The sequence below is a fragment of the Sorangium sp. So ce887 genome (genome assembly GCF_051521455.1).
Classification (GTDB): Bacteria; Myxococcota_A; Polyangia; order Polyangiales; family Polyangiaceae; genus Sorangium.
The window spans coordinates 2216203-2240574 of sequence record NZ_CP150354.1; the positions used below are offsets into that span (position 1 = coordinate 2216203).

The following is a 24372-nucleotide window of genomic DNA, read 5'->3' on the forward strand; positions in this document are numbered from 1 at the left end:
CAGCGGCCGAGCAACCGCCGACCGATCCTGGCTCAGCCCAGCGCCCCGACAGGCCGCGATGGCGAGCGTGCGGCCCGGACAAGGCCGTTCCAGCCGAGCGTCGAGCGCTGGAGGCGCAGGCTGTCGAGCAGGTCAGTCGTGGTCTCGTTGACTCGATATTTCGGCATCGACAGAGCGCTGGCTTGGTCTCCGCTCGGCCTACGGAAACCCACCCTTCGGCTCAAGGGAGATGGGGTGTCCATCTGGCGCCATGTCGTACACCGGACCTGTTGAAGAAATCCCGTCTCATCGAGCCCTGCGAGGGCCGGTTCCACGGGTCATGAAAAGATTCAGTGATTCAGCGGCAAATCAGGCGCATGGGAGTGTTTCGCATCTGGACATGCCAGCGGTCAGGTGACACCGTGTTGTCAGCGAATCGAAGGGAGGCGCTGCGCTGCGTGGGAACGCGCTGAGCGCGACTTCGCCCCCTGAATAACGCTGTACTGGGTGGCCCGTCGAGGCGTCGCGTGCCCCGGCGTACCTGCTGGCGCGAGCCGCGGTGCCGGGGCGGGCCGAGCTCAGACGGACTTACAGACAAGGAGCATGCATATGAGCGCTTTGCACCGGACGCTTGTCCTCACCTTCATCGCTGGCTGTTCTGTGGTCGGCTGTCTCGGCTCGACCGAAGTCGAGCAGGAGCAGTCCGAGGAGGCGTCCGAGCCGGTCGAGGGGGCGGTCTGCGATACCGCTCGGGAGGGCGCGGACATCTCGCTCTCGTGTCCGGCCGGGGAGGTCATCACGGCGGTCGAGTTCGCGAGCTATGGCACACCTCGCGGGGTCTGCGGCAGCTTCCGCGCGACCTCGTGCAACGCGTCGACGTCGAAGGCGGTGGTGGAGCGCGCGTGCCTCGGGCAGTCGAGCTGCACCGTGACGGCGAACAACGCGACCTTCGGCGATCCGTGCAGGCGGACCACGAAGAAGATGTACGTTCAGGTCGCGTGCGCCCCCTCGGAGCCGGACGGCGGCGAGGGCGGCTCGACGGGTGAGGGCGGCTCGACGGGCGAGGGCGGCTCGACGAGCGGTGGCGGCTCGACGGGTGAGGGCGGCTCGACGGGTGAGGGCGGCTCGACGAGCGGTGGCGGCGAGGTTTGCGGGAACGGGGTTTGCGGCGCGGGCGAGGACTGCTCGAGCTGCTCGAGCGATTGCGGCGAGTGCTCGACGTGCAGCGGCGCCGGGCCCAGCACGACGCCGCTCGATACCGAGGAGCAGGCGTTTCTTTCCATCATCAACCAGTATCGCGCCGAGAAGGGCCTCGGGGCGCTCTCGGGCTGCACCGCGCTGAGCCGCGCCGCCCAGGGCCACAGCGAGGACATGCGCGATCACAACTACTTCGACCACACGAGCCAGGACGGCCGGTCGCCGTGGACCCGCGCGGCCAACGCCTGTTATGCGTCCGCCGAAAGGACCGCCATGGCCGAGAACATCGCCGCCGGCAACTCGACGGCGCAGAGGACGTTCGATCAGTGGAAGAACTCGGACGGTCACAACAAGAACATGCTCGGGTCTGCCTTCAAGGTCATCGGCATCGGGCGGGCGACCGGAGGCGGGACCTACGGGTCCTACTGGACCACGGTGTTCGGCGGCACCTCGGACGCGAGCTGCAACTAGCGCCGAGCCCCCGCCGCGGCAGCCGCCTGCTCGGAGCAGCCTGTCACGCGTGAGGTGTTCTGTCACAGCGGCGCTGCGCGGTCTGGGCGCGGTCCGGGCCGGAGGAGGCCCGGGCCGCGCCTCGCGCTGCAGGCGGAGAGCGGCAACCGAGGGCGGCCCGGCCATTGCTATGGGCACCGGTCGGCGGAACGGTGGCGTCCTCAAGACAAACGAGCTGCGCCGGTCCTCCGCCTCGAAATCTCATGGCGGAACACATCATCTATCTCCTCGGTCCCTATCGAATTCCCGGCTTCCACGGCGAGCGCAACGTCCGGGTCTACCTGCCCAGCGAGGGTGCGCACGCAGGGCCATCACCTGTGCTCTTCCTGTTCGATGGGCAGAACGTCTTTCACGACGACCCCTCCTACAGCGGCGGATGGCGCCTGCACGAGGCGGTGCGCGATCTCTCGGATCGAGGCCTCGTGGCGCCGGTCCTCGTGGGGATCGATCACGGCGGGAGCGAGCGGCTGACCGAGCTGTCGCCGTTCCCGGGCGACGGCAGCGACGGGAGGCTCGACGACTTCCTCGGCTGGATCACCTCCGAGATCGTGCCGGCTGTACAGGAGCGCTTCGCGGTGCGGCGCGACCCGGCCGGCACGGCGATCGGCGGCTCGTCGATGGGGGGCCTCGCGGCGCTCTACGCCCATTTCCGCCACCCCGACGTGCTCGGGGCCGCGCTCTGCATGTCGCCGTCGCTCTGGTTCGCGGAGCGGAAGATCTTCGACGTCATCGCATCGCAGGCCGTCCCGGCGAGCTCGCGGCTGTACGTCGACGCCGGCGCTCGGGAGGACGACGGCTCGGTGCTGCGCGACGCGGCGCGGCTCGTGGAGCACCTGCGCCAGCGGGGCTACGGCGAGGCCGACCTGCTCTTCTGCCCGGACGAGGACGGGACCCACTGCGAGGACGCGTGGCGCAGGCGCGCGCCGGGGGCGCTGCAGTTCCTGTTCGCCGAGGCCGCCAAGGGGCAGCAAGGGGACGCCGGAGCGCCGGAGGGGTCGCAGCAGGCCGCCTGAGCCAGGCGGTAGCCGCCGCAGCACGCAGGCCCCGCCGCCCGTCTACCTCCGCCCCTTGCTCCGCTTGCGCGTCCCCTGGACGATGCGCGCCAGATAGCGCGGCGGCGGCGCGCTCGCCGAGAGCGCCGCGGCGAGCCGGGCGGCCTCCGCGTCCGAGAAGGACCCCTTCCGGAGCGCCGCGATCGCCTGCGCCACGACGTCGCGCGACTCGGGGCGCTCCGCCTGCGTCTTCTCCTCGAGCCAGCGCACGACCTCGGGGAAGCGCCCCGCGAGCGCCGCGATCTGCGAGGGCATCCCCTGCCGGAGGAGGCGCAGCCCCTGCAGCCGCTCGTCGGCGCGCGGCGAGCGGTCCGAGATCGCGAACGCCTCCTCGAGCCGCGCGACCACCTCCGCGCCCGCCGAGAGCCCGGCGAGGAGCGTGCGCTCGGCGAGCGCCTCGAGCGCGACGTACGCCTGCAGGTAACCGTCGGTCCAGGACGAGAGCTCGCCGACCAGCGCGTCGCCGCGCGCCGCGATGACCGCGCGGAGCGCCGCCACGACCCCGTCGCGCACGACGCGCCGCGGATCCTCGGCCAGCTGCCCGAGCTCGTCGAGCGGATCAAGCCCGCCCCGAGCGCCGCGCGCCCGTGACGGACGCCCCGCGCCCGCCGCGCCGGCGGCCGGCGCCCCGCGCGCGGCGAGCGCCGAGAGCGCCTGCGCCGCCACGATGAGCGCGTACTCCTCGGTGCTCGAGCAGAGCGCCCGCACGAGCGGCTCGGCCGGCGCGCCGCGATCCGCGATCGCTGCGCCGACCGCCCGCGCGAGATCCAGGTTCACGCGCGGCAAGGGGGCGTTCGGCCCGAGGTCGGGGCCGGGCGCGCGCCCCCCGCTGCGCCGGGCAGGGAGCCCGGAGCTGCGATCGAGCAGCGCGAGCAGCTCGGCCGGATCGCCGAGCTGCACGGCGCGCTCGATCGCCGCGTCGATTTTCGGGTTGCGCAGCGCGCCAGGGGGCGTTGCGCCCCGGCGCATATCCGAGGTGTCGGCCATTCAGAACCCCAGGGAGAGACCGACCTCGGGGGAGAGGACGGTGGTCATGGCGGGAAAGGTGAGGCTCGCGCGGAGCGCGAGGTTCAGCGATACGGCCTCGAGCGGCGCATAAGCAACGCCCACGCCGAGCGACGCGAACCCCTGGCCCGCTTGCCTGGTCGCGGCGAGCGTCTGCTGGCGCTCCTCGATCCTCCCGCTCTGGCCGGGCCTCGTGCACGGGCTCTCGATGCTGGCAGGATCGGCCCCGCACGCGGCCGCGTCCTCGAGGACCTTCACGTCGACCTCGGCGTCGACCTGCGCGACCCCGGCCGCGGCGAGCACGAAGGGACGGGCGCCGAGCTGCTCGAACGGCCGCGCCATGAGGAAGTATTGCGCGCGCGCCTCGAGGTGGAGCGGCAGGAACGCGGCGCCGCCGTCCGTCGTGCCGCCGGCCGCGAAGCCGACGCGCCCGCCGACCGTGAGGTTGTCGAGGACCAGCCGATCGTAGGCGAGCGCCACCCGCGACGTCGCGAGCGCGAAGCCGAGGTTCACGTCGTTCGCGACGCCCGGCGTGGGCGCGCCGTCGTACCGGGTCCCGTCGCCGCGCACGCAGACGAAGTTGTCGCGCTCCTGCGACGCGAGGGAGCACACGTCACGGCCGGAGAACAGCGCGACGTCGGGCGAGAAGGTGAGCCCGACCCAGCTCCGCCGGACGTCGGGCGCGGCCTCCTCTGCAGATCTCGTCGCGGCGCACGCGCCGCGGACACAGGTGAGCCCGCGGTTGCACTGCCGGTCGTCGATGCACTGCCGCGGCCGCTCCTGCTCCGGCGCCGCGCACATCGCCGGCGGCGCGTGCCCGGGCCAGCGGGGCGGCGCCGACGCGATGTGCGCCCTGATCTGCGTGGAGAGCGGCGCGTCGCGCTCGCCGGCGCTCGCGAGGATCGCGCCGTCCTCGTCGACGGCCGCGACGTGATAGCGGAGCGTCCCCTCCGTTCCGAGCGCGGCGCACGGCACGTTGATGCCGAACCCCTGGCCGCGCAGCTTCTTCATGACGAGCGGGCGGTACGCGCGCTCGCCGGGCGCGAGGTACCAGACGGTCACCTGCGTCACGCTGGGCAGCAGCTCGTCCGAAACCTCGACATAGATAGGGACGGGCGTGCGGATGACCTGCTCGGGCGGCGGCGCAATCTTGAGCTGCGTCCCGGCCGCCGCGGACGCCCCGACGCCGGTCGCGGCGCGCGCCTGCTCGAACGCGGACGAGACCTCCGGGGTTGCGAGATCCGGGTTCAGCTGCGCCGACGGATCGATGCGCAGGGCGTCCGCGAACGCGTCGCGCGCGCCCCCCAGCTCCTTTTTGCCCAGGGCGAGCACGGAGCCGAGCGCGACGAACAGCCTGGCCTTGACCGCAGGCGAGCAATCCGACGCGCCGCAGGCGTCGATGGCGGCCCGCAGCTTGCGCTCCGCCTGATCGAACCGGGTCTCGAGGTAGTCGACCCCCATCGCCTCGTTCAGGGCCGCCTCCGCCTGCGCGTCCCGGGAAGGCGCCTGCGCGGCCGCCGCGCCCGCGATGAGCCCTCCGGAGACGCTCCCCGCCGCGATCGCGATCAGCGCGCGCGGCGCGTAGCGGGCGGAGCCGTTCCGTACGGGCATCGGCCCGCAACGTAGCCCACCGGTGTGACCGCGAGCGCTACAAAAACTCCGGAGCCCGCGGCGTACCGGCCACCCGAGCTCCGCTGCACGGCAGGCGCAGCACGGACAAATAATCCACAGGTTGTTCCCAGCATGTGGAGTACCCACACGCAGCCCCTGACATCTTCAGGGAGCTGCCGGGTCCTGCACTGCTCGCGGGGCGGCAGCTCCTCCAAGCGCCGGCGCTGGCCAACGCCAGCCCGGGCATGGACGCGCCGCCCACACCGATGCCACCGATTTTTTCTGCGATCTCGGGCACTCCGCGGCTCGACGCGCCGCAGGACTTCCGGGCGCTAAACTCCCTCCTCCGGAACCGATCTGCAACCCAAAAATCACGCGTCTGAGCCGGGTTTGGAAGTCCACATGCTTGTCCACAGATTGGCCACCCGATGACCCCAGACAGCGCCCAGATTTCATCCACGTTGCGGGGAGTCGAGGGGGTACCGGGGTCCAGTGCGCGGGTCGTCGTTGACAACCGTGTGACGACCTGCAGCGGCGGACCCCCCGGCGCCGGGGGGATCGACCGGGGTGCTCGGCGGGCGGTTTCAGCCGGCGGCCGTCCGGGCGCGGGCATCGCGGGGGGCGCGGGGGGCGCGGGGGGCGCGGGGCGGCGAGCGCCGGGCCGCGCGGCGCCGCGCGCGGCGTGCTAGCTGGTGCGCATGCGGGTTCCGGAAATCCCCGAAGAGAGCGCGCCGGGCCTCCGCGCCGGCGACCCGCCGGCGCCGGCGCAGGTCGCGGCGCGCCCGCTGATCCGGAGGAGCGCGCGCGCCGGCGCGCGGCTCGCCGACCACGACGCCGCCTCGCTCGCGGAGCTCCTCCGCCAGGCCGGCGGCACCGCGTCCGCGGCGCGCGCGGTGGCCGGCAAGGTGGTGCGCCACGCCTTCGGCGCGGAGCCGGGCGCGCCGCGGCCCGCGCCGGCGTGGGACGCGGGCGCGCTCGCCGCCCTGGAGGTCGGGGCGTGGGCGCACGAGGCGCTGCTCGCGCTCGATCCGGGGCTGTCGCTCGAGATCGCCGAGCAGGCGCCGTCGGAGGACGACACGCTCCGGCTGGTCCTGCGCGCGCGCGACGGCGCGCTCATCGAGTCGGTGCTCATCCCGGGGCCGGCCCGCACCACCCTCTGCGTCTCGAGCCAGGTCGGCTGCGCCCGGGCCTGCGCGTTCTGCGAGACGGGGCGGCTCGGGCTCGCGCGCCAGCTCGCCGCCGGCGAGATCGTCGATCAGGTCCGGATCGCGCAGGCGCTCGCCGCGGATCGCCGCGGCGCGCCGCTCCGGAACCTCGTTTTCATGGGAATGGGGGAGCCGTTCGACAACCTCGGCGAGGTGCTGAAGGCCATCCGCCTGCTCACCGACCCGCGGGCGTTCCGGTTCGCGCCGTCGCACGTGACCGTGAGCACCGTCGGGGTCGTGGACAAGATCGAGCCGTTCTTCCGCGAGGCGCGGGCCGAGCTCGCCGTCAGCCTGAACGCCCCGGACGACGCCCGCAGGCAGGCGATCATGCCGGTCAATGCGCGCTTCTCGATGGCGGCGCTGAAGGAGGCGCTCGCGAGGTCGATGCCGCCCGGCCGGCGCGTCCTGTTCGAGTACGTGCTCTTCGATCGGTTCAACGATGCCCCGGAGGACGCGGATCTCCTCGCGGCGTACGTCACCGGGCTCCGGTGCCGCGTGAACGTCATCCCCTGCAACCCCGGCCCGGATCCGGCGCTGCGCCCGCCGTCCGCGGAGCGGCTCGACGCCTTCGTGGCACGGCTGGCCGCTCACGGCGTGACCACGCTGGTGCGGCGGCCGCGGGGGCGCGACGTGGGCGGCGCCTGCGGCCAGCTCGCGGGGGTGGCCCGCGTCAGGCAGCCAGCGCCAGCGTGAGGGCGGCGCTCCGGACGAGCGGGGCCCCCACGCGCAGCGCCCCGTTGCCCGCCGCGACCGTGCGAGCGACCTTGCCCGCGTGCTGGTTCATCCGGGCAGTCACTGCGCGCTTGCCCGTCTCCTGGGTCGTCTCGAGCGTCCCGAGCAAGGAGAGCAGGTCGGCCCAGACCCGATCGCGCCAGCCCTTGAGCATGAAGAGCACGACGCTGGACGCGGCGCGCTGCACTTCCTTGGTCACGGTCGCGACGCGGGCGAGCGGGCAGCCATAACGATCGCTCAGGATCGCGAAGATCTCCGGCATCGCCGCCGCGAGAATTTCATTCACAAGGTCGTGGTCGTGCCGGTAGCGGCCGAGAAGCCGGGCGTCCTGCGCGGCGCCGTGCTGGACGATGTTCCGGTAGAGCCCGAGGGCCAGGTCGTAGTTGATGTGCGCGTTGATGCCGAGCAGCGCGTGCGCTCCCGCCGCCGTGCCGCTCGCGCGGCTGCAGGAGAAGGCGACGTCCCACGCCTCGACCTCCGTGGAGCGCCCATCCAGCGACGCCGCGAGGGCCTTCAGGTAGTACTCGCAGAAGATCCCCGCGAGGCGCGAGATCCACGCGGGCTCGAGGAACCGCCGGTCCGTGCCGTCGGCGATCGCCTCCTTCACGCGGCGCGTGATCACGGCGTAGACGTCGGGGAACACCGCCCGCGGGTCGTTCCTCTCGCGCAGCCGCGCGGCGACCGTCTCCAGCGCGACAAGCGCCTCCGCGACGCTCTCCGGCTTCATCGTCACCCCCTTCAGGATGGCGTGACGGGCGGCCGAGTCCGCGGGACGGCACGCGGCCGACGACCGCGTCTGCTTGCTCACCATCGCCAGGGGCCGATCTGAAGTAAGGGTCTTCATGGCTGCGCTGAGCGAGCGAATTCAAGGATCGTGCCCGTATGTCCAGTTCGCAGTCGTACACAGTCTCGAGGGGGTGAGAGGCACTCCGAAAGGGAGCTCGAGCGCGCACGGCCGCCCCAGGCGTGCTCGTCCGTCGCGCCGCTTCTCCCGGCATTTCCGGCGAATCCAGCGGCTACCGTCCTGTAGAAGACCCGGGCGAGCGCGCCAGATCCTCGGTCCTGGTCAGTGGCTATCCGGAGCGGGCCGGCGAGCGGTGGCCACATCAGCGTCATCGCCCGACAGGGTGAGAGAGCTGACCGCCGCGCCAAACTGCCCCATGGGGCAGTTTGTTACGCGCACAGGGATAAGCTTCACACAGAATGCGGGATCCCCCGACGCCTCGCATGATTCGACGACTTGACGCGGCGGTGTGCGACGCGTCGATCTGGCGTTTCGGGCGTGATGCATCGAGCCGACGTTTCGCCTTTCGGGTCGCCGGGCGATGCGCCGTATCCTGGGCGGCGGGATCCGCGCGTCTGCGCGCATCCATCGACGTCGACCGGCGCGCGGGAGGGCGAGCTTCGCCCCTCCGCGGTTGCCCCTGCCGAGCACCATGAGCTTCCTCAAAATCGTCTGCTCCGAGCCGAAGAACGACCTCGCCTCCTTCCTCCAATCCCTGCCGATCGAGCCCGCGGAGCCGACCATCGCGCTCGTGATGAGCACCGCGGATCTCGCCTATCCCCATGTGGCCGCGCGGACATTCGTCGCCTCGGCCAGGGAGGTGGGCGCGTCGCACCTCCTCTGGGTGGGCCCGTACCTTCCTCCGTCGAGCCGGGTGGGGCAGCAGATCCGCGACGCTGAGGCATTTGTGCGCGCCTCCGGCGCCAGGGTGACGGCCGTGTGGCACGGCCCCTTGCTCAGCGCGCTCAACCTCTGGCGCGAGGAGATCCGGCTCCGTCGCACGCTGCCGTTGCCGCTCGGAAATGGCGCGCTGCCCTGGGTCGCGCCGGCCGACGTGGCCCGCATGGCGATCCGCGCGCTCGAGCAGCCCGGCGCCCAGGCGCCGGTCGTCTGCGGCCCGGCCGCGTGCACCGGCGCTCAGGTGGCGGCGGCGCTCTCCAGCGCCGTCCGGGCCGCGCTGACGAGCGAGCGCTTCGCGTGGCGGAGGTTCGAGGAGATCGATCGCGACCGCAACCGTGCGCTCAGCGAGGACGAGCTCCTGCCCTACCTCACCGGCCTCGGTGTCCCGACCGACGAGGCGAGGGCGCTGCTCCTGGCCGCGGACACGACCGGCGACGGGAGGCTCGATTTCGAGGAGTTCACCGCCGGGTTACGGGGGCGGCTCGACAACCTGGTCCAGCAGCTGCTCCGCGAGGACACCTTCGAGATCCGGTACGTGGACACGCCGGCGGACAGGGCCGTCGCGACGCTGGTCCAGGCGGGCCTGCGACGGGCGGCGGCCGAGGCGCTGATCGAGGGGTGGGCGAGCGTGGCCGCGGAAGGGATCCCCGAGGAGGCCCGCGGGGCCGGCGACGCCTGGCTCGATCTCCCGCCCGTGGGCGTCGACGTGTGGGCCGAGCGGCACGCGCTCGACTACGTCAACGTCCACCTGCTCCCCGGGCAGGGGCTCCTCTCCCGGCGCGAGACGATCGTCGAGGATGGGGCCGCGATGGGCGCGCTGGCCGGCAAGGAGGTGGCGGTCGCGACGATCGTGGACAGCGGCGGCCGGATCCTCTCGCTCTCCCGCGCGCTCGACGGGAGCGGCGTCTCGGCGCGGTGGCTCGACGCGCCCCCCGTGAGCCTCCGGTGGGTGACGTGCGGGGACCGCGACAGGCGCCGCGCGCTGCTCGTGTCGGACGGGCAGCTCGCGGGGCTGCACATCGAGGGCGAGTGGCAGGATCTCCCGTCCGCGATGCGGTTGCTCATGGCGCGCGCCCCGCTGCCCGGCTGGCAGCTCACGACGTTCCGGGAGCTCGGCGAGCTGAACCTCGAGCAGCCCGCGGCGCTGTTCGAGCCGAACGAGGTCGTGTGCAACTGCGCCGGGATCAAGCGCGGGCAGATCACGGGTTTCGTCGAGGCCGGGTGCGCGACGCTGGCCGAGCTGTCCGAGCGGACGCGGGCGGGGCAGATCTGCGGCGGTTGCGTCCCGGCGATCGAGGAGATGTTGGGCGGGTCGAGCCTTGTGCAGGCGGAGGTGAAGGGCGCGCGGGAGCTCTCTCCCGGGATCTTCCAGATCGCGCTGTCGCCGATCGGCGGCGCGCCGGCGGCGTCCATTCCCGGGCAGCACGTGCTCGTGCAGGGCTACCTCGATCGGCGCTGGGTGGCGCGCGCGTACACGCTCTCGGCGCCCGCGCGCGCGGGAGGCGACTACGAGATCACGGTGAAGCGCGAGGAGCTCGGGGTCTTCTCCCGGTGGCTGTGCGAGCGCGCCGGGGCCTCGCTGCTGCGCGCCTCGGCGCCGCGGGGCAGCTTCGTCCTTCCGGCGCCGCCCGTGGAGCGGGTTGTGTTCCTCGCGGGCGGGATCGGCGTCACGCCGGCCATGGCGATGCTGCGGGCGCTCGACGGGAGGGCTGGCCGCCCTGACGCGCGGGGCTTCCTGCTGGACTGGTCGGCGTCGCGCGCCGCGGACTTCCTCTATTTCGAGGAGGAGCTGCGCGCGGTCGCTGCCCGCACGCCCGGCGTCGCGTTCCGCCTGCGCGCGACGCAGGCGGAGGGGCGGCTGTCCCGGGAGCACGTGGCCGAGCTGTACCCTTACCGGCCGGGCTCGCGGGCGCTCGTGTGCGGGCCCGAGGCCTTCATGCGCGACGCGCTCGAGCACCTGCGCGCGGCGGGCTGGCCGCAGGACGCCATCGAGCGGGAGCTGTTCACCTCGAACGTCGACGCCGCCGGAGCGATCCGCCCGACGCCGCTCCGGCGGGCCGGCGCTGTCCGCGTGGCAGGCGGGGTCTGTCCGGTCGAGCACGGGTCGTTTCACCTGACCCCGACCGCGCCCGCGGCGGTGCCGATCGAGGCCGAGGCGTTCCTGCGCCAGTGCTACGCGGAGCTCGGGGTGCCCTCCGCCGTGGACGAGCGCTGGCAGGAGGTGCGGGCGAGCCTGGAGAAGCACGGGACCTACACGCACCTCCCCGACGAGCTCGCCTACGGGGCGCGGCTGGCGTGGCGCAACAGCTCGCGCTGCATCGGGCGGTTCTTCTGGTCGACGCTCCACGTGCGCGATCTGCGGCACCTGAAGACGGAGGAGGAGATCTTCCAGGCGCTGCTCGAGCACCTCGATCTCGCGACCAACGGGGGCGACATCCGGGCGACCATGTCGGTGTTCAGGCCGGGGGAGCCGCGGATCCGCATCTGGAACGGGCAGATCGCCCGCTACGCGGGCTACCGGCTCCCGGACGGGGGCATCCTTGGCGATCCGGCGAACGTGGAGCTGACGGAGCAGGCCCTCGCGCTGGGGTGGCCGGGCGGGGAGCGGACGCGGTTCGATCTGCTGCCGTTGATCCTCCAGATCGGCGACGCCCGGCCGCGGTGGTTCGAGGTGCCGCGGGAGCGGGTGCTCGAGGTCCCGATCGAGCACCCGCGCCATGCGTGGTTCGCCGAGCTCGGGCTGAGGTGGCATGCGCTGCCGGCGGTGAGCAACCTGGCCCTCGACCTCGGCGGGATCCACTACACGGCGGCGCCGTTCAACGGCTTCTACATGGGGACCGAGATCGGCGCGCGCAACCTGAGCGACGTGACGCGATACAACCAGCTGCCGCTCATCGCGGATCGCCTCGGGCTGGACCGGTCGCGCAGCGACACGCTGTGGCAGGACGCAGCGCTGGTCGAGCTGAACCTCGCGGTGCTGCACTCGTTCCGTCAGGCGAAGGTGCGGATGCTCGACCACCACACGCTGTCGGAGTACTTCAAGAAGTTCGAGCAGCAGGAGCGGCAGTGCGAGCGCCCGGTCTATGCGGACTGGACGTGGATCGTGCCGCCGATGTCGGCGTCGACCATGGGGGTGTTCCACACCAACATGGAGAACAAGATCCTGAAGCCGAACTATCTTTATCAGGACGACCCGTGGAAGCCGCGGAAGGAGTAACGGGGGCTCCTCCGGGGGGCCAGGGCGCCGGCGGGGCTTTCCCGATCGGTCCAGCGGGCGGTTTGGTAGTCTCCGCGCACGCGATGATGGACGACGACGAGGAGCTTGCGGCGCAGCGCATCGGCACCCGGATCGGCACCTGGAGGGTGGAGCGCGTGCTCGGGGGCGGCGGGATGGCGAGCGTCTTCCTCGGCCGGCGCGCTGACGGCTGTGTCGCGGCGGTGAAGGTCCTGCACCCGTCCCTGAGCCAGATCGAGGAGCTCCGGAAGCGCTTCCTGCGCGAGGGCCCGATCGGCAGCGCCCTGGCCGCTGTCGGCCCGCTCTGCGAGGGGCTGCCGCTCGTGCTGGAGGCGGGCATCGCGGACGACGGCGCCGCATACCTCGCGATGGAGGCGCTCGAGGGCGAGACGGTCTTCGACCGCATGGCCCGGGTGGGGAGGCTCCCGGTGGGCGAGGTGCTGACGCTGGCCGAGCGGGTCCTCGACGTGCTGGTCGTGGCGCACGCGCACGGCGTGGTTCACCGGGACATCAAGCCTGAAAATCTGCACATCGGAAACGATGGGCGGGTGAAGGTGCTCGATTTCGGGATCGCGCGCGTGCTCGATCCGCTTCCTTTCGGGATGGGGGAGCTGCCGGAGAAGACGGCCACGAAGACGGGGGTGGCGCTCGGCACGAGCGAGTACATGGCGCCCGAGCAGGCGACGGGGAGGGTCCGCGAGATCGACGGCCGGACCGATGTCTTCGGCCTGGGCGCCACGATGTTTCGCCTGCTTTCGGGCCGCGCGATCCACGGCGACGTCGCCGACGCGCGCCTGCTCATCGCCGCGGCGACGGAGCGGGCGCCGTCGCTCGCGCTGTGTGCGCCGGACGTGCCCTCCGAGGTGTGCGACGTCGTGGATCGTGCCCTCGCGTTCCACAAGGTCGAGCGTTATCCCGACGCGGCGACGATGCGCGCCGACGTCCGCGCGGTGCGGGCGGGCCGCCTGCCGCCGTACGTGGTCGCCGTCGAGGAAGGCCGGATCGCGCCGGGGGCCCCGCTCCCTCGCCGCTGAGGGCGCCCACCGCGCGGCGGGCGCCCTGTCCGGCTGCGGCGTGCGTCAGCGGCGACGGGCGCAGCGGAGCCGGCCGTTGTCGTTCTCGATGTCTCCTCCGCACCGCCGGAAGTCGACCATGCGTGTCCTGATGTAGTTCCCCCTTCGGTCCCTGCACATCGCGGACAGCGCGCCTCGTTCGACCCGGACGCTCCTGCACGTCCTGAGATAGGAGCCCTCCGGCGGCCGTCGTTGAGCTTCCGCAACATCGCTGCTGGACAGCAGGGTAGACAACGAGAGCGCGCCGAGGACCAGCGCGACGAGCGTATTCTTCATGATTCCCCCCTTGGCGCACCGCCTGGTAAGGCGATGCTCGCGTGATCTCATGGGGCAGACACCTGGAAGCCGCAATCCCGCTGTAACGGCGAGCGGTCGAGGCATGAAAATGGAGAATTGAGCCACAGAGACACAGAGGGCACAGAGGAGTTAGGACTGGGGAATTCCCTCATTTAATGCCCGTTTACAGCGGGAAATTGAACAGGGAGGCGGGGAGGCGGGGAGTTTTCTGAGATTTTACTCCCCGCCTCCCCGCCTCCCTGTGAATTTTCCGAAAAATTTGAGAGGATTCCTCGGGAGATAAGAGTGAGGAGTGAGAGGGGGGCCAGCTCTCTCGTTCTTTATATTCTGTGTCCTCTGTGCCTCTCTGTGGTTCAATTCCGAGCTCGCCCGCCTCGATGAGGCTGTGTTATTCCGGAGGCATGCGCGTCTCTTTGACGATCGCGGTCTCGGTCATGTCGGCTGTCGCCCTGAGCAGCGCGGGTTGCGCCGACGATGGCGTTCCCGCGGCGGGCAGCCCGCCCGGCGCAGGTGGCCTCGGTGGCAGCGGCGGTTCCGGCGGCGGTGGTGGCCTTGGCGGCGGTGGCCTCGGCGGCGCCGGCGAGGCCTCGTCCGGGTCGAGCAGCGCCGAGGTGTCCAGCTCGACCGGCGCCGGGGGAGGGGAGGCGGGCCAGCTCGACAGGTTCGGGATCGCGATGCTGCGGCCCACGCTGCCCTCCGGCAAGGCGTGGTTCTCGAGCTGGGACAACGGGGCTGCGCGCACGTTTTCAGGGATCGACCCGGAAGACGCGTGGTTCGACGCCGACCACGGCGACGCCTCGTATGACACCGACGGCCAGGGCATCCTCAAGATCAGCGGCGACGTTCCGCGGATGTACGTGCACGACCCCGCGCTCGAGGACCCGTGGCGCGACGTCGAGGTGACGATGTATTTCCTGCGCGCCGCCGACGACGGGACGCCCTACGGAGGCCTCGTCGCCATGACGCGCACCAACCACGGCACGATCGGCGACGAGGACGACAACAAGTGCGACACGCGCGGGATCGCTGCGCGCATGCGCTATGACGGCAAGATCGATTTCGAGAAGGAGACGAATCACCCCGCCTCGGTGGCCATCCTCAGCCGGACGTACTGGGAGGGCGGCATGCCGGAGCAGGTCTGGATCGGGTACAAGCAGCTCGTCTACGACCTGCCGAACGGCGATGTGAAGCAGGAGCTCTGGATCGATGAGACCGACGGCGCGGACGGCGGCGCCTGGGTGAAGATCCACGAGCACGTCGACCAGGGGACCGATTTCGGCGTGGGGGGCGAGCCCTGCCAGCCGGGCATCGATCCCGCGATGCGGCTCACCGGGGAGCCGACCCGCCCGGGATCGGAGACGGGCAAGCCCAACATCACCGTCTACTTCCGGAGCGACGGGGTAGGCCCCGATGGGCTCCTGTACAAGAAGGGCAGCGTGCGAGAGATCGTGCCCTGACCTGCCCCCGCGCGCCTGCGGGCGCCCCCGCCCGCGAGGTCAGCGACAAAATCGTGCGCGACGCCGGGACGGCGTGATCTCGCGCCCCGGCGAGCCTTTACGCAGGGCGCGACTTCGCCGATCCTTGTGCAATGAACCTACGTCTTGTTTCAGCTTCAGCCTTGGCTTTTGCTGTCGCGCTTCATGCGTCCGGGTGCTCGGATGCTGGCACCGATCCCGGCGGCGCCGGCGCCGGCGCCGGCGCTGGTACCGGGGGCGCGGGCGGCGAGGACGGTCCCGGGGAGATCGCCGGCGGCGGCGGGGGAACCGAGCTCTCGAGCGCGGTGAGCGTGATCATCACGGCCGACAACGCGTACGGCTTCGGCTACGGGAGCGGCGACGAGCTCCTGAGCTATTTCGGCGGGATCGAGAACAACCTCGCCCAGGCGATCTTCTCCTGTCCTATCGGCAATGGACCCGAGTCGTACACCGTGCCGGCGGCGTCCGCGAACGCTGGACACTACCTCTACATCATCACGTACGCGGACAAGCTCACGACGCAGGGCGTGATCGGCCAGTTCTTCCGTGAGGGGGCCGAGCCCGTCTTCACCGGCAACGGCGCGTGGGAGGTCTGCGCGACCGGCGAGGACTACGACCTCGGCTCGCTCGGGCCGACGCTGGAGACCGTCAACCAGCATATCGCGCGCTGCAACGGCGGCGATCTCGACCCCCAGACGACCAGCGCTGGCTGGGTGACCACCGAGGCGTCCGCGAACGGCCATGTCGTGTTCGGAGAAACCAACGACACGGAACGCTCGATCCCGGAGCCCGGCAACGAGTTCTCTGTCGTCTGCGGCATCGACGAGGAGGCTCGGTGGATGTGGTACGAGTGGGAGCCGGACCGCAGCACCGGCAGCCCGTTCCTGTGGCCCAGCGGCAGCGGCAACGTCACAAAGGACTTCCTGATCTTCCGCCTCGGCGCCGAGTTCGTCCCCGAGGTGCCGCGCTAGCCGCCGAAGGAACCGCGCCGCGGCCGTCGAGAGCGGCCGCGGCGCCCTTCTTCACTTCACTTCGCCTCGACCTTCACGCCGGCGCTGGCCTTGAAGTTCGCCTTCGCTCCCCCGCCTCCGTTCCCTTCCTCCACCGGCGTGGTCGCCTTCAGATCGAACGACGGCGGCGTGTTGGGATCGCACTCCGGCGGCGGCCCGAAGCCGTCGGCGTTGAACTTCCACGTGAGCGACCCCGAGGCCGACGGATCCTTCTGGATCGCCTTGATCTCCACCTCGTGCTCCCCCGCGCGCGCCGGCGTGCAGTACGACAGCAGGTAGAAGCGCTTCATGTGCGCCTCGATCTTCGCCGCGATCTTCTCGAACGACTCCTTGACCTTGGCCTGGTCCGCCGCGAGCTCGGTCCCGTCGCGCCCGATCTCGTCGAGCCTCGCCTTCTCGATCTCGGCGCCGACGCCGACGACGAAGATCTGGTAGTTCTCGTAGTCTTCCTTGTTGAGCTCCTTCAGCATGTCGTCGCGGCTCACGCGGTTCGCGCGATCGGTGCCGTCCGAGAAGACGACGAGCGTGCCGAACTTGAGCGGCCGCCGGTCCTTGTCGAGCTGCTTCTTGAGCTCCCGGACGCCCTCGACCACGCCGCCGTGGAGGTTCGTCGACGAGTCCTTGGGCTTGTAGCTCCGGAGCCCCTCGAGCCCGCCCTGGACGGAGCCTTGCGCCTCGGTGAACGGGACGACCGAGTGGATCTTTACCTCGCCGTCGAACGCGTAGACGCCGACCTTCTGGCTCTTGCCCACCCGATCGCTGAACGACTGCGCGGCGTCGACGAGCGCGTCAGCCTGACCCGACTCGGTGATGCTGCCGCTCATGTCGACGAGCAGCATCGTGTACATGACCGCCGCGACCTCGGGGTTCTGGATGGTCTGCTTGCTCTCGAACTTCGAGACGAGGTCGCCGTCCTCGTAGATCTCGAAGTCCTCGGCCGTGAGGCCGCCCACCGGCTCGTCCTCGCCGGCATCGACGCTGAAGAACACCCAGACGTTGTTCGGCTTCTTCTGGGCGGAGTTGATCCGGTTGACCCGCAGCCCGCCGCCGCAGGCCACGCTCGAGAGAGCGAACAGGGCGGCGAGCAGGATCCGGAACGCTGGTGAACAAAGGAGAATTTTCACGGCGCGATTAGCGCGCATCGGACGCTGCGCTGTCAATTCACTGCTGCAGGCGGCCCGCCCGACGGCCGGGCGCGGCCGCGCCCGCGCCCGCAGGCGGGCAGCGCTGGCCCTTCCCGGGGAGGCCGCCGCGCGGACGCGTCGCCGGTCCGCGCCGGAAGGGCGCTCGCGCTGGTTTACACCGGGAAGGAGACCGCCGTACATAGGCAGGCCGGCGCGCGGCGCGGCAGGAGCCGGAGCGCGCGCCGCCGTCGGGCCGTCAGCGAGTTGCTCTCCCCCGGCGGATTTCCGTTACCCTATCGCGGACATGGCACGCATCCTGATCGTCGAGGACTCGCCGGCAATGCGAGCGTATGTACGCTCGACGCTCGAGGACTGCGTGCTGGGGCTCGCGGGCGACGTCGACGTCGTCGAGGCGATGAACGGCTTCGACGCGCTCCGCCTCCTGCCGCGCGGCGCGTTCGACCTCGTCATCACCGACATCAACATGCCCGACATCAACGGGCTCGAGCTCATCCGCTTCGTCCGGCAGAGCGAGCGCTACCGGCGCGTCGGCATCCTCATCATCTCGACGCAGGCGACCGAGCGCGACGTCCAGCGCGGGCTCCGCCTCGGCGCCGACCTCTTCCTCCCGAAGCCGTTCACGCCCGAGGCCCTCCGCGACGCGGTGATCGCCTGCCTGGACGGGCGGGCCCAGCACGCCGACACCGATGCCCCGCTGCCGGCCGACCGCGAAGACGGCGCCGAGGAGAGCGGATCCCCTCCGCCCGCTCGCGCCCCGGGGCCGGTGACCCGCACCAAGCAGCCCGGCTCCGACGAGGGAGGCGGCGGCTGATGGTCGACAGCGGCGATCGGGCGCGCGAAGAGTTCTTCTCGGAAGCGCAGGAGATCGTCGAGGGGCTCGGGCGCGATCTCCTCGCGCTCGACGAGGCGGTGCGGACCAACAAGGTCGACCCCGACGTCATCAACGACGTCTTCCGCGCCGTGCACACCCTGAAGGGTCTCGCCGGGCTCTTCGGCGCCACCCGGATGGCCACCCTGTCGCACGAGCTCGAGGAGCTGCTCGACAACCTGCGCCTCGGCCGCATCGAGATCAGCGCGTCCGTCCTCGATCTCCTGTTCCGCAGCGTCGAGCTCTACGGGCGCATCCTCCAGAACGAGAAGGACGGGCGCGACGCGCCCATGCCCGAGGTCGACGACCTCCTCCGCCAGCTCCACCAGGACGCCGGCCCGAGCGCGGCCGGCCTCCCGGACGACAACTACGACCTCGATCCAGGGCTGCTCTCCGTGCTCACCGAGTACGAGGAGCACCGGCTGCGCACGAACATCGCGAGCGGGATGACCCTGTTCCGGCTCCGCGTGCAGTTCCACCTCGCCACGATCGACCAGGCCCTCGACGACCTGAAGATCACCGCGAAGCCCTACGGCGAGATCATCACCTACCTGCCGACCGGCGCGGGCGCGGACCAGGACTCGATCGAGCTCGACATCCTGATGGCCTCGCGCGCGCCGCTCGAGGAGCTCCAGCGCGCCCTGCACCAGGCCGGCGCCGCGGTCGAGGAGATCCCGCGGCGCAACAACAACGGGCACGGCCGGGTCGCCCCGCCGGGGATGCCGTCGATGTCGGCGGCGCTCCGGGGCGGCGTGCCGACGGGCGTGTCGCGGGCGGTCGACCTGACCGGCTCGATGGCGGCGAGCCCGCCGTCGAGCGCGCGCAACCGCAAGGGGGAGCTCAGCTCCATCCGCTCGGTCGCCCAGACGGTGCGGGTCGACATCCACAAGCTCGACCGGCTGATGAACATCGTCGGCGAGCTGGCCCTCGTCCGATCGGCGCTCGGCCGCCTCGTCGAGCGCCTCCGGTCGGCGCCGACCGAGCGCGAGCTCTCCCTCGACCTCCACCGGCTCCAGCGCACGTTCGACCGGCACCTCGCCCAGATGCAGGCGGGCATCCTCGAGGTCCGGATGGTCCCGCTCGGGCAGGTCTTCGACAAGCTCGCCCGCGTCGTGCGCCAGATCAGCCGCGACGCCGACAAGCTCGTGAACCTCGTCATCACGGGCGCCGAGACCGAGGTCGACAAGCTCATCGTCGAGGAGCTCAGCGACCCGCTCATGCACATGATGCGCAACGCCATCGACCACGGCATCGAGTCGAAGAGCGTGCGCGAGGCGGTGGGCAAGCCGGCGGTCGGCACGATCGCGCTGAACGCCTTCCAGAAGGGCAACCACGTCGTCATCGAGATCGAGGACGACGGCAAGGGCATCGACGTCGACAGGCTGCTCGACGCCGCCCTGCGCCGCGGGGTCATGACCCCCGAGGACGCGCGGACCACGAGCTACCGCGAGGTCCTGAACCTCATCTTCCAGCCCGGCATCTCGACGAAGACCGACGTGAGCGAGATCTCGGGGCGCGGCGTCGGGATGGACGTCGTGAAGACGAACATCAGCAAGCTCGGCGGCGTCATCGACGTGCACAGCGAGCCCGGCATCGGCACCAAGATGACGGTGACGCTGCCGATCACGCTGGCGATCATCAGCGCGCTCATCGTCCGCGTCGCCGACCGGCTGTTCGCGATCCCGCTCACGAACGTGCAGGAGGCGGTCGCGCTCGACGAGGCCACGGTGCGCCAGATCGACGGCCGCGAGATGATCACGCTGCGCAACAGCACGCTCCAGCTCTGCTACCTGGCGCGGCTCTTCGGCCTGAACGAGGAGGAGGAGCTCAGCGCGCGCATCGCCGGCCTGCTCGGCGGGGCGCGCGGCGGCTCGGCGGCCCGCGCCGCCTTGTCCGGCGGGCGCCGCGGTGATGGCGGCCGCGGGACGCTCGGGCTCCAGGGGGGGAACAAGCGCAAGTACATCGTCGTGGCGTCGGTCGGCGCGCGCAGGCTGGGGCTCGTCGTGAGCACGCTCATCGGCCAGCAGGACGTCGTGATCAAGGCGCTCGGCCCGTCGCTCGCCTCGGTGCGCGGCTTCTCCGGCGCCACGGAGCTCGGCGACCAGCGCATCGCGCTCGTCATCGACGCCCCGGCGCTCATCGAGGAGATCCTCCACGGCGGCGGCGACCGGCAGCGCAATGACCCGCGGAGCACCCATGGCTAACCTCTCCCGAAGGACCGCCCGGATCCCCGTCTCGAAGAGGAACTCGCGCGCGCAGGCGAGCGGGCCGCGGACCGAGTACCTCGCGTTCTCGCTCGCGGGCGACACCTACGCCGCGCCCGTCTCGCTCGTGCGCGAGATCCTGAAGCCGCCCCCGCTCACGCCGGTGCCGCGCGCGCCGGACTCGACGATGGGCATCGTCAGCGTGCGCGGGCAGCTCGTGACCGTCATCGATCTGCGGCGGCGGATGCGGCTGCACGAGGGGGCGCCGCAGCGGCGGGCGCGCATCCTGCTCGTCGACGCGGCGAACGGCGAGACGCTCGGGCTGTTCGTCGACGAGGTCCAGCAGGTCTACCGGCTCGCCGACGCCGAGATCGAGCACGCCGCGACGGCGCTCGGGGGGGACGTCGCGGGCTACATCGCCGGCATCGCCCGGCCCATGCACGGGGCGAGCGCGTCGGATGGCACCCAGGGCGAGGCGCAGCCGCGCGTCATCATCCTGCTCGACCTGCAGGCCATACTCGCGTCCTAACGGACGAATCGTCCGCGCCCGGGCGGCTCGTAGAGCCCGGACGCTCGGAGGCTCAGATGCCGTTGACTGGAGAGCGCAGCCGTCCCGACCCGCAGAAGAGCCTCGTCGGCTTTGTGGTCGGCGACGTGCAATACGCGATCGACATCACGCGGGTGCGCGAGATCGTGAATCCGCTCGAGGTGACCATGCTGCCGCACACGCCCCCCGAGGTCTCCGGCGTCGCGAACCACCGCGGCGAGGTGGTGCCGGTGATCGAGCTCCGCGTGCGCTTCGGGCTGCCTCCGGTCGAGCCGAGCCGCAGCACCAAGTGGATCCTTGTCGACGTGGGGACGCACACGGTGGGGCTCGTCGTCGACGCCGTGACGGAGGTCTTCGGGACGAGCGGCGACTACCGGCCGACGCCGCCGGTGGGCGGCAGCGGCGATCTGCGCGGCATCGTGGGGGTGACGACCCACGACGAGCGGATGATCTTCGTGCTCGACGTCGGGCGCTTCATCGCGCTCGCGCTCGCGCTCGCCGCGTCGGGCGCCCTCCTGGAGGCCCCGTGAGCCGCGCCTTCGACGATCTCGGCCCGTACGGCGGGCCGCGCGTGAGCGACGCGGGCCCCTGGCCGACCGAGCCCGAGTCCATCGCGCCCAGCGTGCGGAGCACGCCGATGCCGATCGCGGCCATCGCCGCGGCGCTCGCCGCGGACGACGCCGAGGAGCGCCGCCAGGCGGCCGCGCGGCTCGGCAGGGCGGACGTCACGGAGGCCCTGCCGCTCCTGCTGCGCGCGCTCGGCGATCCCGACTGGCGCGTCCGGAAGGAGGCGACCTACGCGTGCCACCGGCTGATCCAGGCGGCGCCGCCGCAGGGCGCCGAGGGCGAGCGGCCGTCCGCCGCGCAGCTCCTCGTCGGGGCGGTGCTCGGCGCGCTGCGGGAGAGCGACGACGTCGGCCTCAGGAACGCGGCCATCGAGGTGCTCGGCTACTGCGGCGGCGACGCCACGCCGGCGCTCGTCGCGGCGCTCGGCGAGCTCACGGGGGACGAGCGCAAGCTCGTCGTCGACGCGCTCGGCCGCACGCGCGACCCGGCGGCGCTCGACGCGCTCTACGCGGCGCTCGCGGAGAAGGACGACAACCTGCGCCAGAGCGCGATCGAGGCGATCGCCGGGATGGGGCTCATCGCGCGCGAGCGGGTGACGGACATCCTGTACGAGCGGCTCGGCGATCGGGATCGCTTCGTGCGGCTGACCGCGCTGAACGGGCTGAACGGGCTCGAGGCGCCGGTGCCGTGGCGGGTGCTGTCGCTGCTCATCGACGACCCGATCCTCCGCTCGGCGGCGCTGGTCGCCGCGGCGCTCGCGGAGAGCCCGGAGGCGCCGCGGGCGCTCTCCGCGGCGCTCGCGACGGCGCGGGGCGGCGCGTTCGCGCAGCTCGTCCGGGCGCTCGCGCGGCTCGTCGAGGGGCCGCTCGCGTCGCACGTGGTCGACGCGCTGCGCGCGGCTCCGCAGGAGGTGGGCGCCCGCCTCGTGCAGGCCGCGTCCGCCGCGCCGGGCTCCGCCGGCGCGGAGCCCCCGTCGTGGCGCGGCGTCGGCGTGGATCCGGTGAGCGGGCGCGCGCAGGCGCTCCTGCTCGCGGCGATGGCGCGCGCGCCTGGCGCGGCCGACGCCGCGGTGCAGGCCATGATCGAGCCCGCGCTCGTCGAGACGGCGCAGCGCGCGCTCGGGCAGCTCGGCGGGGAGGCGCTGCCCGCGGTGCTCGCCTACCTCGATCGGCACATCGATCCCGATCCGGATCTCTGGGAGGGCCTCGACGACGCGACGGCCGCGCTCATCGACGGCGCCGTGGCGATCGCGGAGCAGCGCGGGCGCGAGGGCGCGCTGGCGCATCCACCGCAGCCGGCCGCCGATCCGACGCTCGACGAGCTGCTCGGCGCGGTGCGGAGGTCGGTCAAGAGCCCCTCGACGCTCGTGGCGACCAGCGCGCTCTACGGCCTCGCGAAGATCGGCACCGCGGACGACTTCTCGCGGGTCGTGTCGCAGACGCGCGCGATCTCGCTGCCGGTCGCGCGCGCCGCGGAGTGCGCGCTCGCGGGGCTGTCGGAGCGGTACCCCGAGCCGGCGCGCGCGCTGGCGCGCCCGCTGATGCAGGTGGAGGAGACCCACCTCGCGGCGGCGATCGTGATCGAGGCGCTCGGCACGGCGGATCCTGAGGAGATCGCGTTCCTCACGAGCGCCGCGTCGGTGGGGGACGTGCACGCGCGCCGCGCGGCCGTGACCGCGATCGCGGCGGCGGCGGGCGTCTCGGCGCTCGAGGTGCTGAGCCTCTCGCTGGCGGACGAGGAGCGGGAGGTCCGGCTCGCGGCGGCGCGGGCGCTCGGCCGCCTGTACGCCTCGCTCGCGGATCGGGCGGGCGACGAGCGGACGCGCGCCCGCGAGCTGCTCGGGCTGGTGCGCGCGTCGGGGGAGCCGGAGCTCATCTCGGCGGCGGCGCAGGGGGGCGCCCCGTTTCGCTCGGATCCACCGTGGGGCGAGGCGGGGGAGCGGCCGGGCGCGCCGGCTTCGATGGAGGGTGGCGAGGGCTCGACGTCCCCCTCGGGGATGTCCGGCGGCCCGCCTTCGGGGAAGGTGCTGTGAACCGGCGGCGGGACGACGAAATCCGCCTCTTGCCTGATGAGTTCCAGAGGCTGCGCGACCTGTTCAACAAGCACTGCGGGCTCCAGTTCGGTCCCGAGGCGCGCACGTCGATGGAGCGCCGGCTTCGCGAGCGGGTCGTGGTGCTCGGGCTCTCGTCGTTCGCGCAGTACCACGAGTACCTGCGCTCCCACAGCCGCGCGCGCGCCGAGCTCGACGAGGCGATAGAGCTCATCACGGTCAACGAGACGTATTTCTTCCGCGAGGACTACCAGCTGCGCGCCCTCATGACCGAGATCGTGCCGATGATCGTCAAGGCGGGGGGCGCCAAGGGCCGGCTGTCCATCTGGAGCGCGGGCTGTTCGACGGGCGAGGAGGTCTACTCGATCGCGATCACGGCGCGGGAGTCGGGCGCCGCGGATCGCGGCGAGGTCCGGATCTTCGGCAGCGACATCTCGCGCCGCTGCGTGGTCGCCGCGCGCAAGGGGATCTACGGCGCCTCGTCGTTCCGCGTGGCGCCGCCCGAGCTGAAGCGGCGCTACTTCACGGAGCGGCCGGACGGGTTCCACGTGGCGGACGAGCTGCGCTCGCTCTGCCAGTTTGGCCACCTGAACCTGCTCGACTCGTCGCGCGCGGCGGTGGTCGGGCGGGTGGACGTCATCTTCTGCCGCAACGTCCTCATCTACCTGGACGAGGAGTCGCGGCGCCGGGTGATCGACATCTTCTACGAGCGCCTCTCGCCCGGCGGGTTCCTCCTGCTGGGCCACTCCGAGTCGCTCCTGAACGTCACGACCGCGTTCGAGATCGTGCACCTGCGGGAGGATCTCGTGTACCGGAAGCCGGCGGCCACGCTGCGTCTGGGGCTCGCGGAGACCTTCCCGGAGCGGGGGGGCGGGGAGGAGGGCGGATGAGGCGCCGACGAAGTCGAGGCTGTACGGGCGACGGGT

At 72.0% G+C, this 24372-nt stretch carries 18 protein-coding genes; 13 read left to right on the forward strand and 5 right to left on the reverse strand.

The annotated features are described in order from the left end of the window. Nucleotides 1–588 precede the first annotated feature (588 nt). Together WMF36_RS08350 and WMF36_RS08355 are read left to right on the forward strand one after the other, a co-directional pair. Nucleotides 589–1647, forward strand: a complete 1059-nt coding sequence (locus WMF36_RS08350; protein ID WP_437579082.1) for a CAP domain-containing protein — start codon at nucleotides 589–591, stop codon at nucleotides 1645–1647. 242 nt (nucleotides 1648–1889) lie between these two features. Next, nucleotides 1890–2699, forward strand: coding sequence for an alpha/beta hydrolase (locus WMF36_RS08355; protein ID WP_437579083.1), 810 nt, complete (start codon nucleotides 1890–1892; stop codon nucleotides 2697–2699). Between the two features lie 42 nt (nucleotides 2700–2741). On the opposite strand, the gene WMF36_RS08360 is transcribed toward WMF36_RS08355, so the two are convergent. Then, nucleotides 2742–3725 (reverse strand): hypothetical protein, encoded by a 984-nt coding sequence (locus WMF36_RS08360; RefSeq protein WP_437579084.1) that lies wholly within the window; start codon nucleotides 3723–3725, stop codon nucleotides 2742–2744. Next, nucleotides 3726–5354, reverse strand: a complete 1629-nt coding sequence (locus tag WMF36_RS08365; protein WP_437579085.1) for a hypothetical protein — start codon at nucleotides 5352–5354, stop codon at nucleotides 3726–3728. A 698-nt stretch (nucleotides 5355–6052) separates the two neighbouring features. Between WMF36_RS08365 and rlmN the strand changes: the two genes are divergently transcribed. Continuing rightward, nucleotides 6053–7252: a 23S rRNA (adenine(2503)-C(2))-methyltransferase RlmN gene (gene rlmN / locus WMF36_RS08370; protein ID WP_437579086.1), complete on the forward strand. Its 1200-nt coding sequence runs from the start codon at nucleotides 6053–6055 to the stop codon at nucleotides 7250–7252. On the opposite strand, the gene WMF36_RS08375 is transcribed toward rlmN, so the two are convergent. Beyond that, nucleotides 7230–8135, reverse strand: coding sequence for a DUF5995 family protein (locus tag WMF36_RS08375; RefSeq protein WP_437579087.1), 906 nt, complete (start codon nucleotides 8133–8135; stop codon nucleotides 7230–7232). The two genes, rlmN and WMF36_RS08375, sit on opposite strands and share 23 nt — an antisense overlap. 592 nt (nucleotides 8136–8727) lie before the next feature. Here WMF36_RS08375 and WMF36_RS08380 point away from each other — a divergent pair. Continuing rightward, on the forward strand, nucleotides 8728–12192 hold the full coding sequence (locus WMF36_RS08380; RefSeq protein ID WP_437579088.1) for a nitric oxide synthase oxygenase: 3465 nt from the start codon (nucleotides 8728–8730) through the stop codon (nucleotides 12190–12192). Between the two features lie 83 nt (nucleotides 12193–12275). Next, nucleotides 12276–13244, forward strand: coding sequence for a serine/threonine-protein kinase (locus WMF36_RS08385; protein WP_437579089.1), 969 nt, complete (start codon nucleotides 12276–12278; stop codon nucleotides 13242–13244). 45 nt (nucleotides 13245–13289) lie between these two features. On the opposite strand, the gene WMF36_RS08390 is transcribed toward WMF36_RS08385, so the two are convergent. After that, on the reverse strand, nucleotides 13290–13559 hold the full coding sequence (locus tag WMF36_RS08390) for a hypothetical protein (RefSeq protein WP_437579091.1): 270 nt from the start codon (nucleotides 13557–13559) through the stop codon (nucleotides 13290–13292). 422 nt (nucleotides 13560–13981) lie between these two features. Here WMF36_RS08390 and WMF36_RS08395 point away from each other — a divergent pair, with 422 nt between their 5' ends. Together WMF36_RS08395 and WMF36_RS08400 are read left to right on the forward strand one after the other, a co-directional pair. Next, complete coding sequence (locus WMF36_RS08395) at nucleotides 13982–15037, forward strand: hypothetical protein (RefSeq protein WP_437579092.1); 1056 nt, start codon at nucleotides 13982–13984, stop codon at nucleotides 15035–15037. 161 nt (nucleotides 15038–15198) lie between these two features. Beyond that, nucleotides 15199–16026, forward strand: coding sequence for a hypothetical protein (locus WMF36_RS08400; protein WP_437579093.1), 828 nt, complete (start codon nucleotides 15199–15201; stop codon nucleotides 16024–16026). Between the two features lie 56 nt (nucleotides 16027–16082). Here the strand turns inward: WMF36_RS08400 and WMF36_RS08405 are convergent, their stop codons facing one another. Then, a complete protein-coding gene (locus tag WMF36_RS08405; protein ID WP_437579094.1) occupies nucleotides 16083–17189 on the reverse strand; it encodes a VWA domain-containing protein in 1107 nt (368 codons plus the stop codon). A gap of 304 nt (nucleotides 17190–17493) precedes the next feature. Between WMF36_RS08405 and WMF36_RS08410 the strand changes: the two genes are divergently transcribed. From WMF36_RS08410 to WMF36_RS08435, 6 genes are read left to right on the forward strand one after another with little or no spacing between them, the layout of a single operon-like run. Further along, complete coding sequence (locus WMF36_RS08410; RefSeq protein ID WP_437579095.1) at nucleotides 17494–18021, forward strand: response regulator; 528 nt, start codon at nucleotides 17494–17496, stop codon at nucleotides 18019–18021. Beyond that, nucleotides 18021–20282 (forward strand): chemotaxis protein CheA, encoded by a 2262-nt coding sequence (locus tag WMF36_RS08415; RefSeq protein WP_437579096.1) that lies wholly within the window; start codon nucleotides 18021–18023, stop codon nucleotides 20280–20282. The genes WMF36_RS08410 and WMF36_RS08415 overlap by 1 nt, the downstream gene beginning before the upstream one ends. Next, nucleotides 20275–20811: a chemotaxis protein CheW gene (locus WMF36_RS08420; RefSeq protein WP_437579097.1), complete on the forward strand. Its 537-nt coding sequence runs from the start codon at nucleotides 20275–20277 to the stop codon at nucleotides 20809–20811. The genes WMF36_RS08415 and WMF36_RS08420 overlap by 8 nt, the downstream gene beginning before the upstream one ends. A gap of 56 nt (nucleotides 20812–20867) precedes the next feature. After that, nucleotides 20868–21359, forward strand: coding sequence for a chemotaxis protein CheW (locus WMF36_RS08425; protein ID WP_437579098.1), 492 nt, complete (start codon nucleotides 20868–20870; stop codon nucleotides 21357–21359). Further along, the gene (locus tag WMF36_RS08430) at nucleotides 21356–23428 is read left to right on the forward strand and encodes a HEAT repeat domain-containing protein (RefSeq protein WP_437579099.1); all 2073 of its coding nucleotides are present in this window, start codon (nucleotides 21356–21358) and stop codon (nucleotides 23426–23428) included. Before WMF36_RS08425 ends, WMF36_RS08430 begins: the two co-directional genes overlap by 4 nt. A 29-nt stretch (nucleotides 23429–23457) precedes the next feature. Then, the gene (locus WMF36_RS08435) at nucleotides 23458–24336 is read left to right on the forward strand and encodes a CheR family methyltransferase (RefSeq protein ID WP_437579100.1); all 879 of its coding nucleotides are present in this window, start codon (nucleotides 23458–23460) and stop codon (nucleotides 24334–24336) included. The last annotated feature ends 36 nt before the right edge of the window (nucleotides 24337–24372 follow it).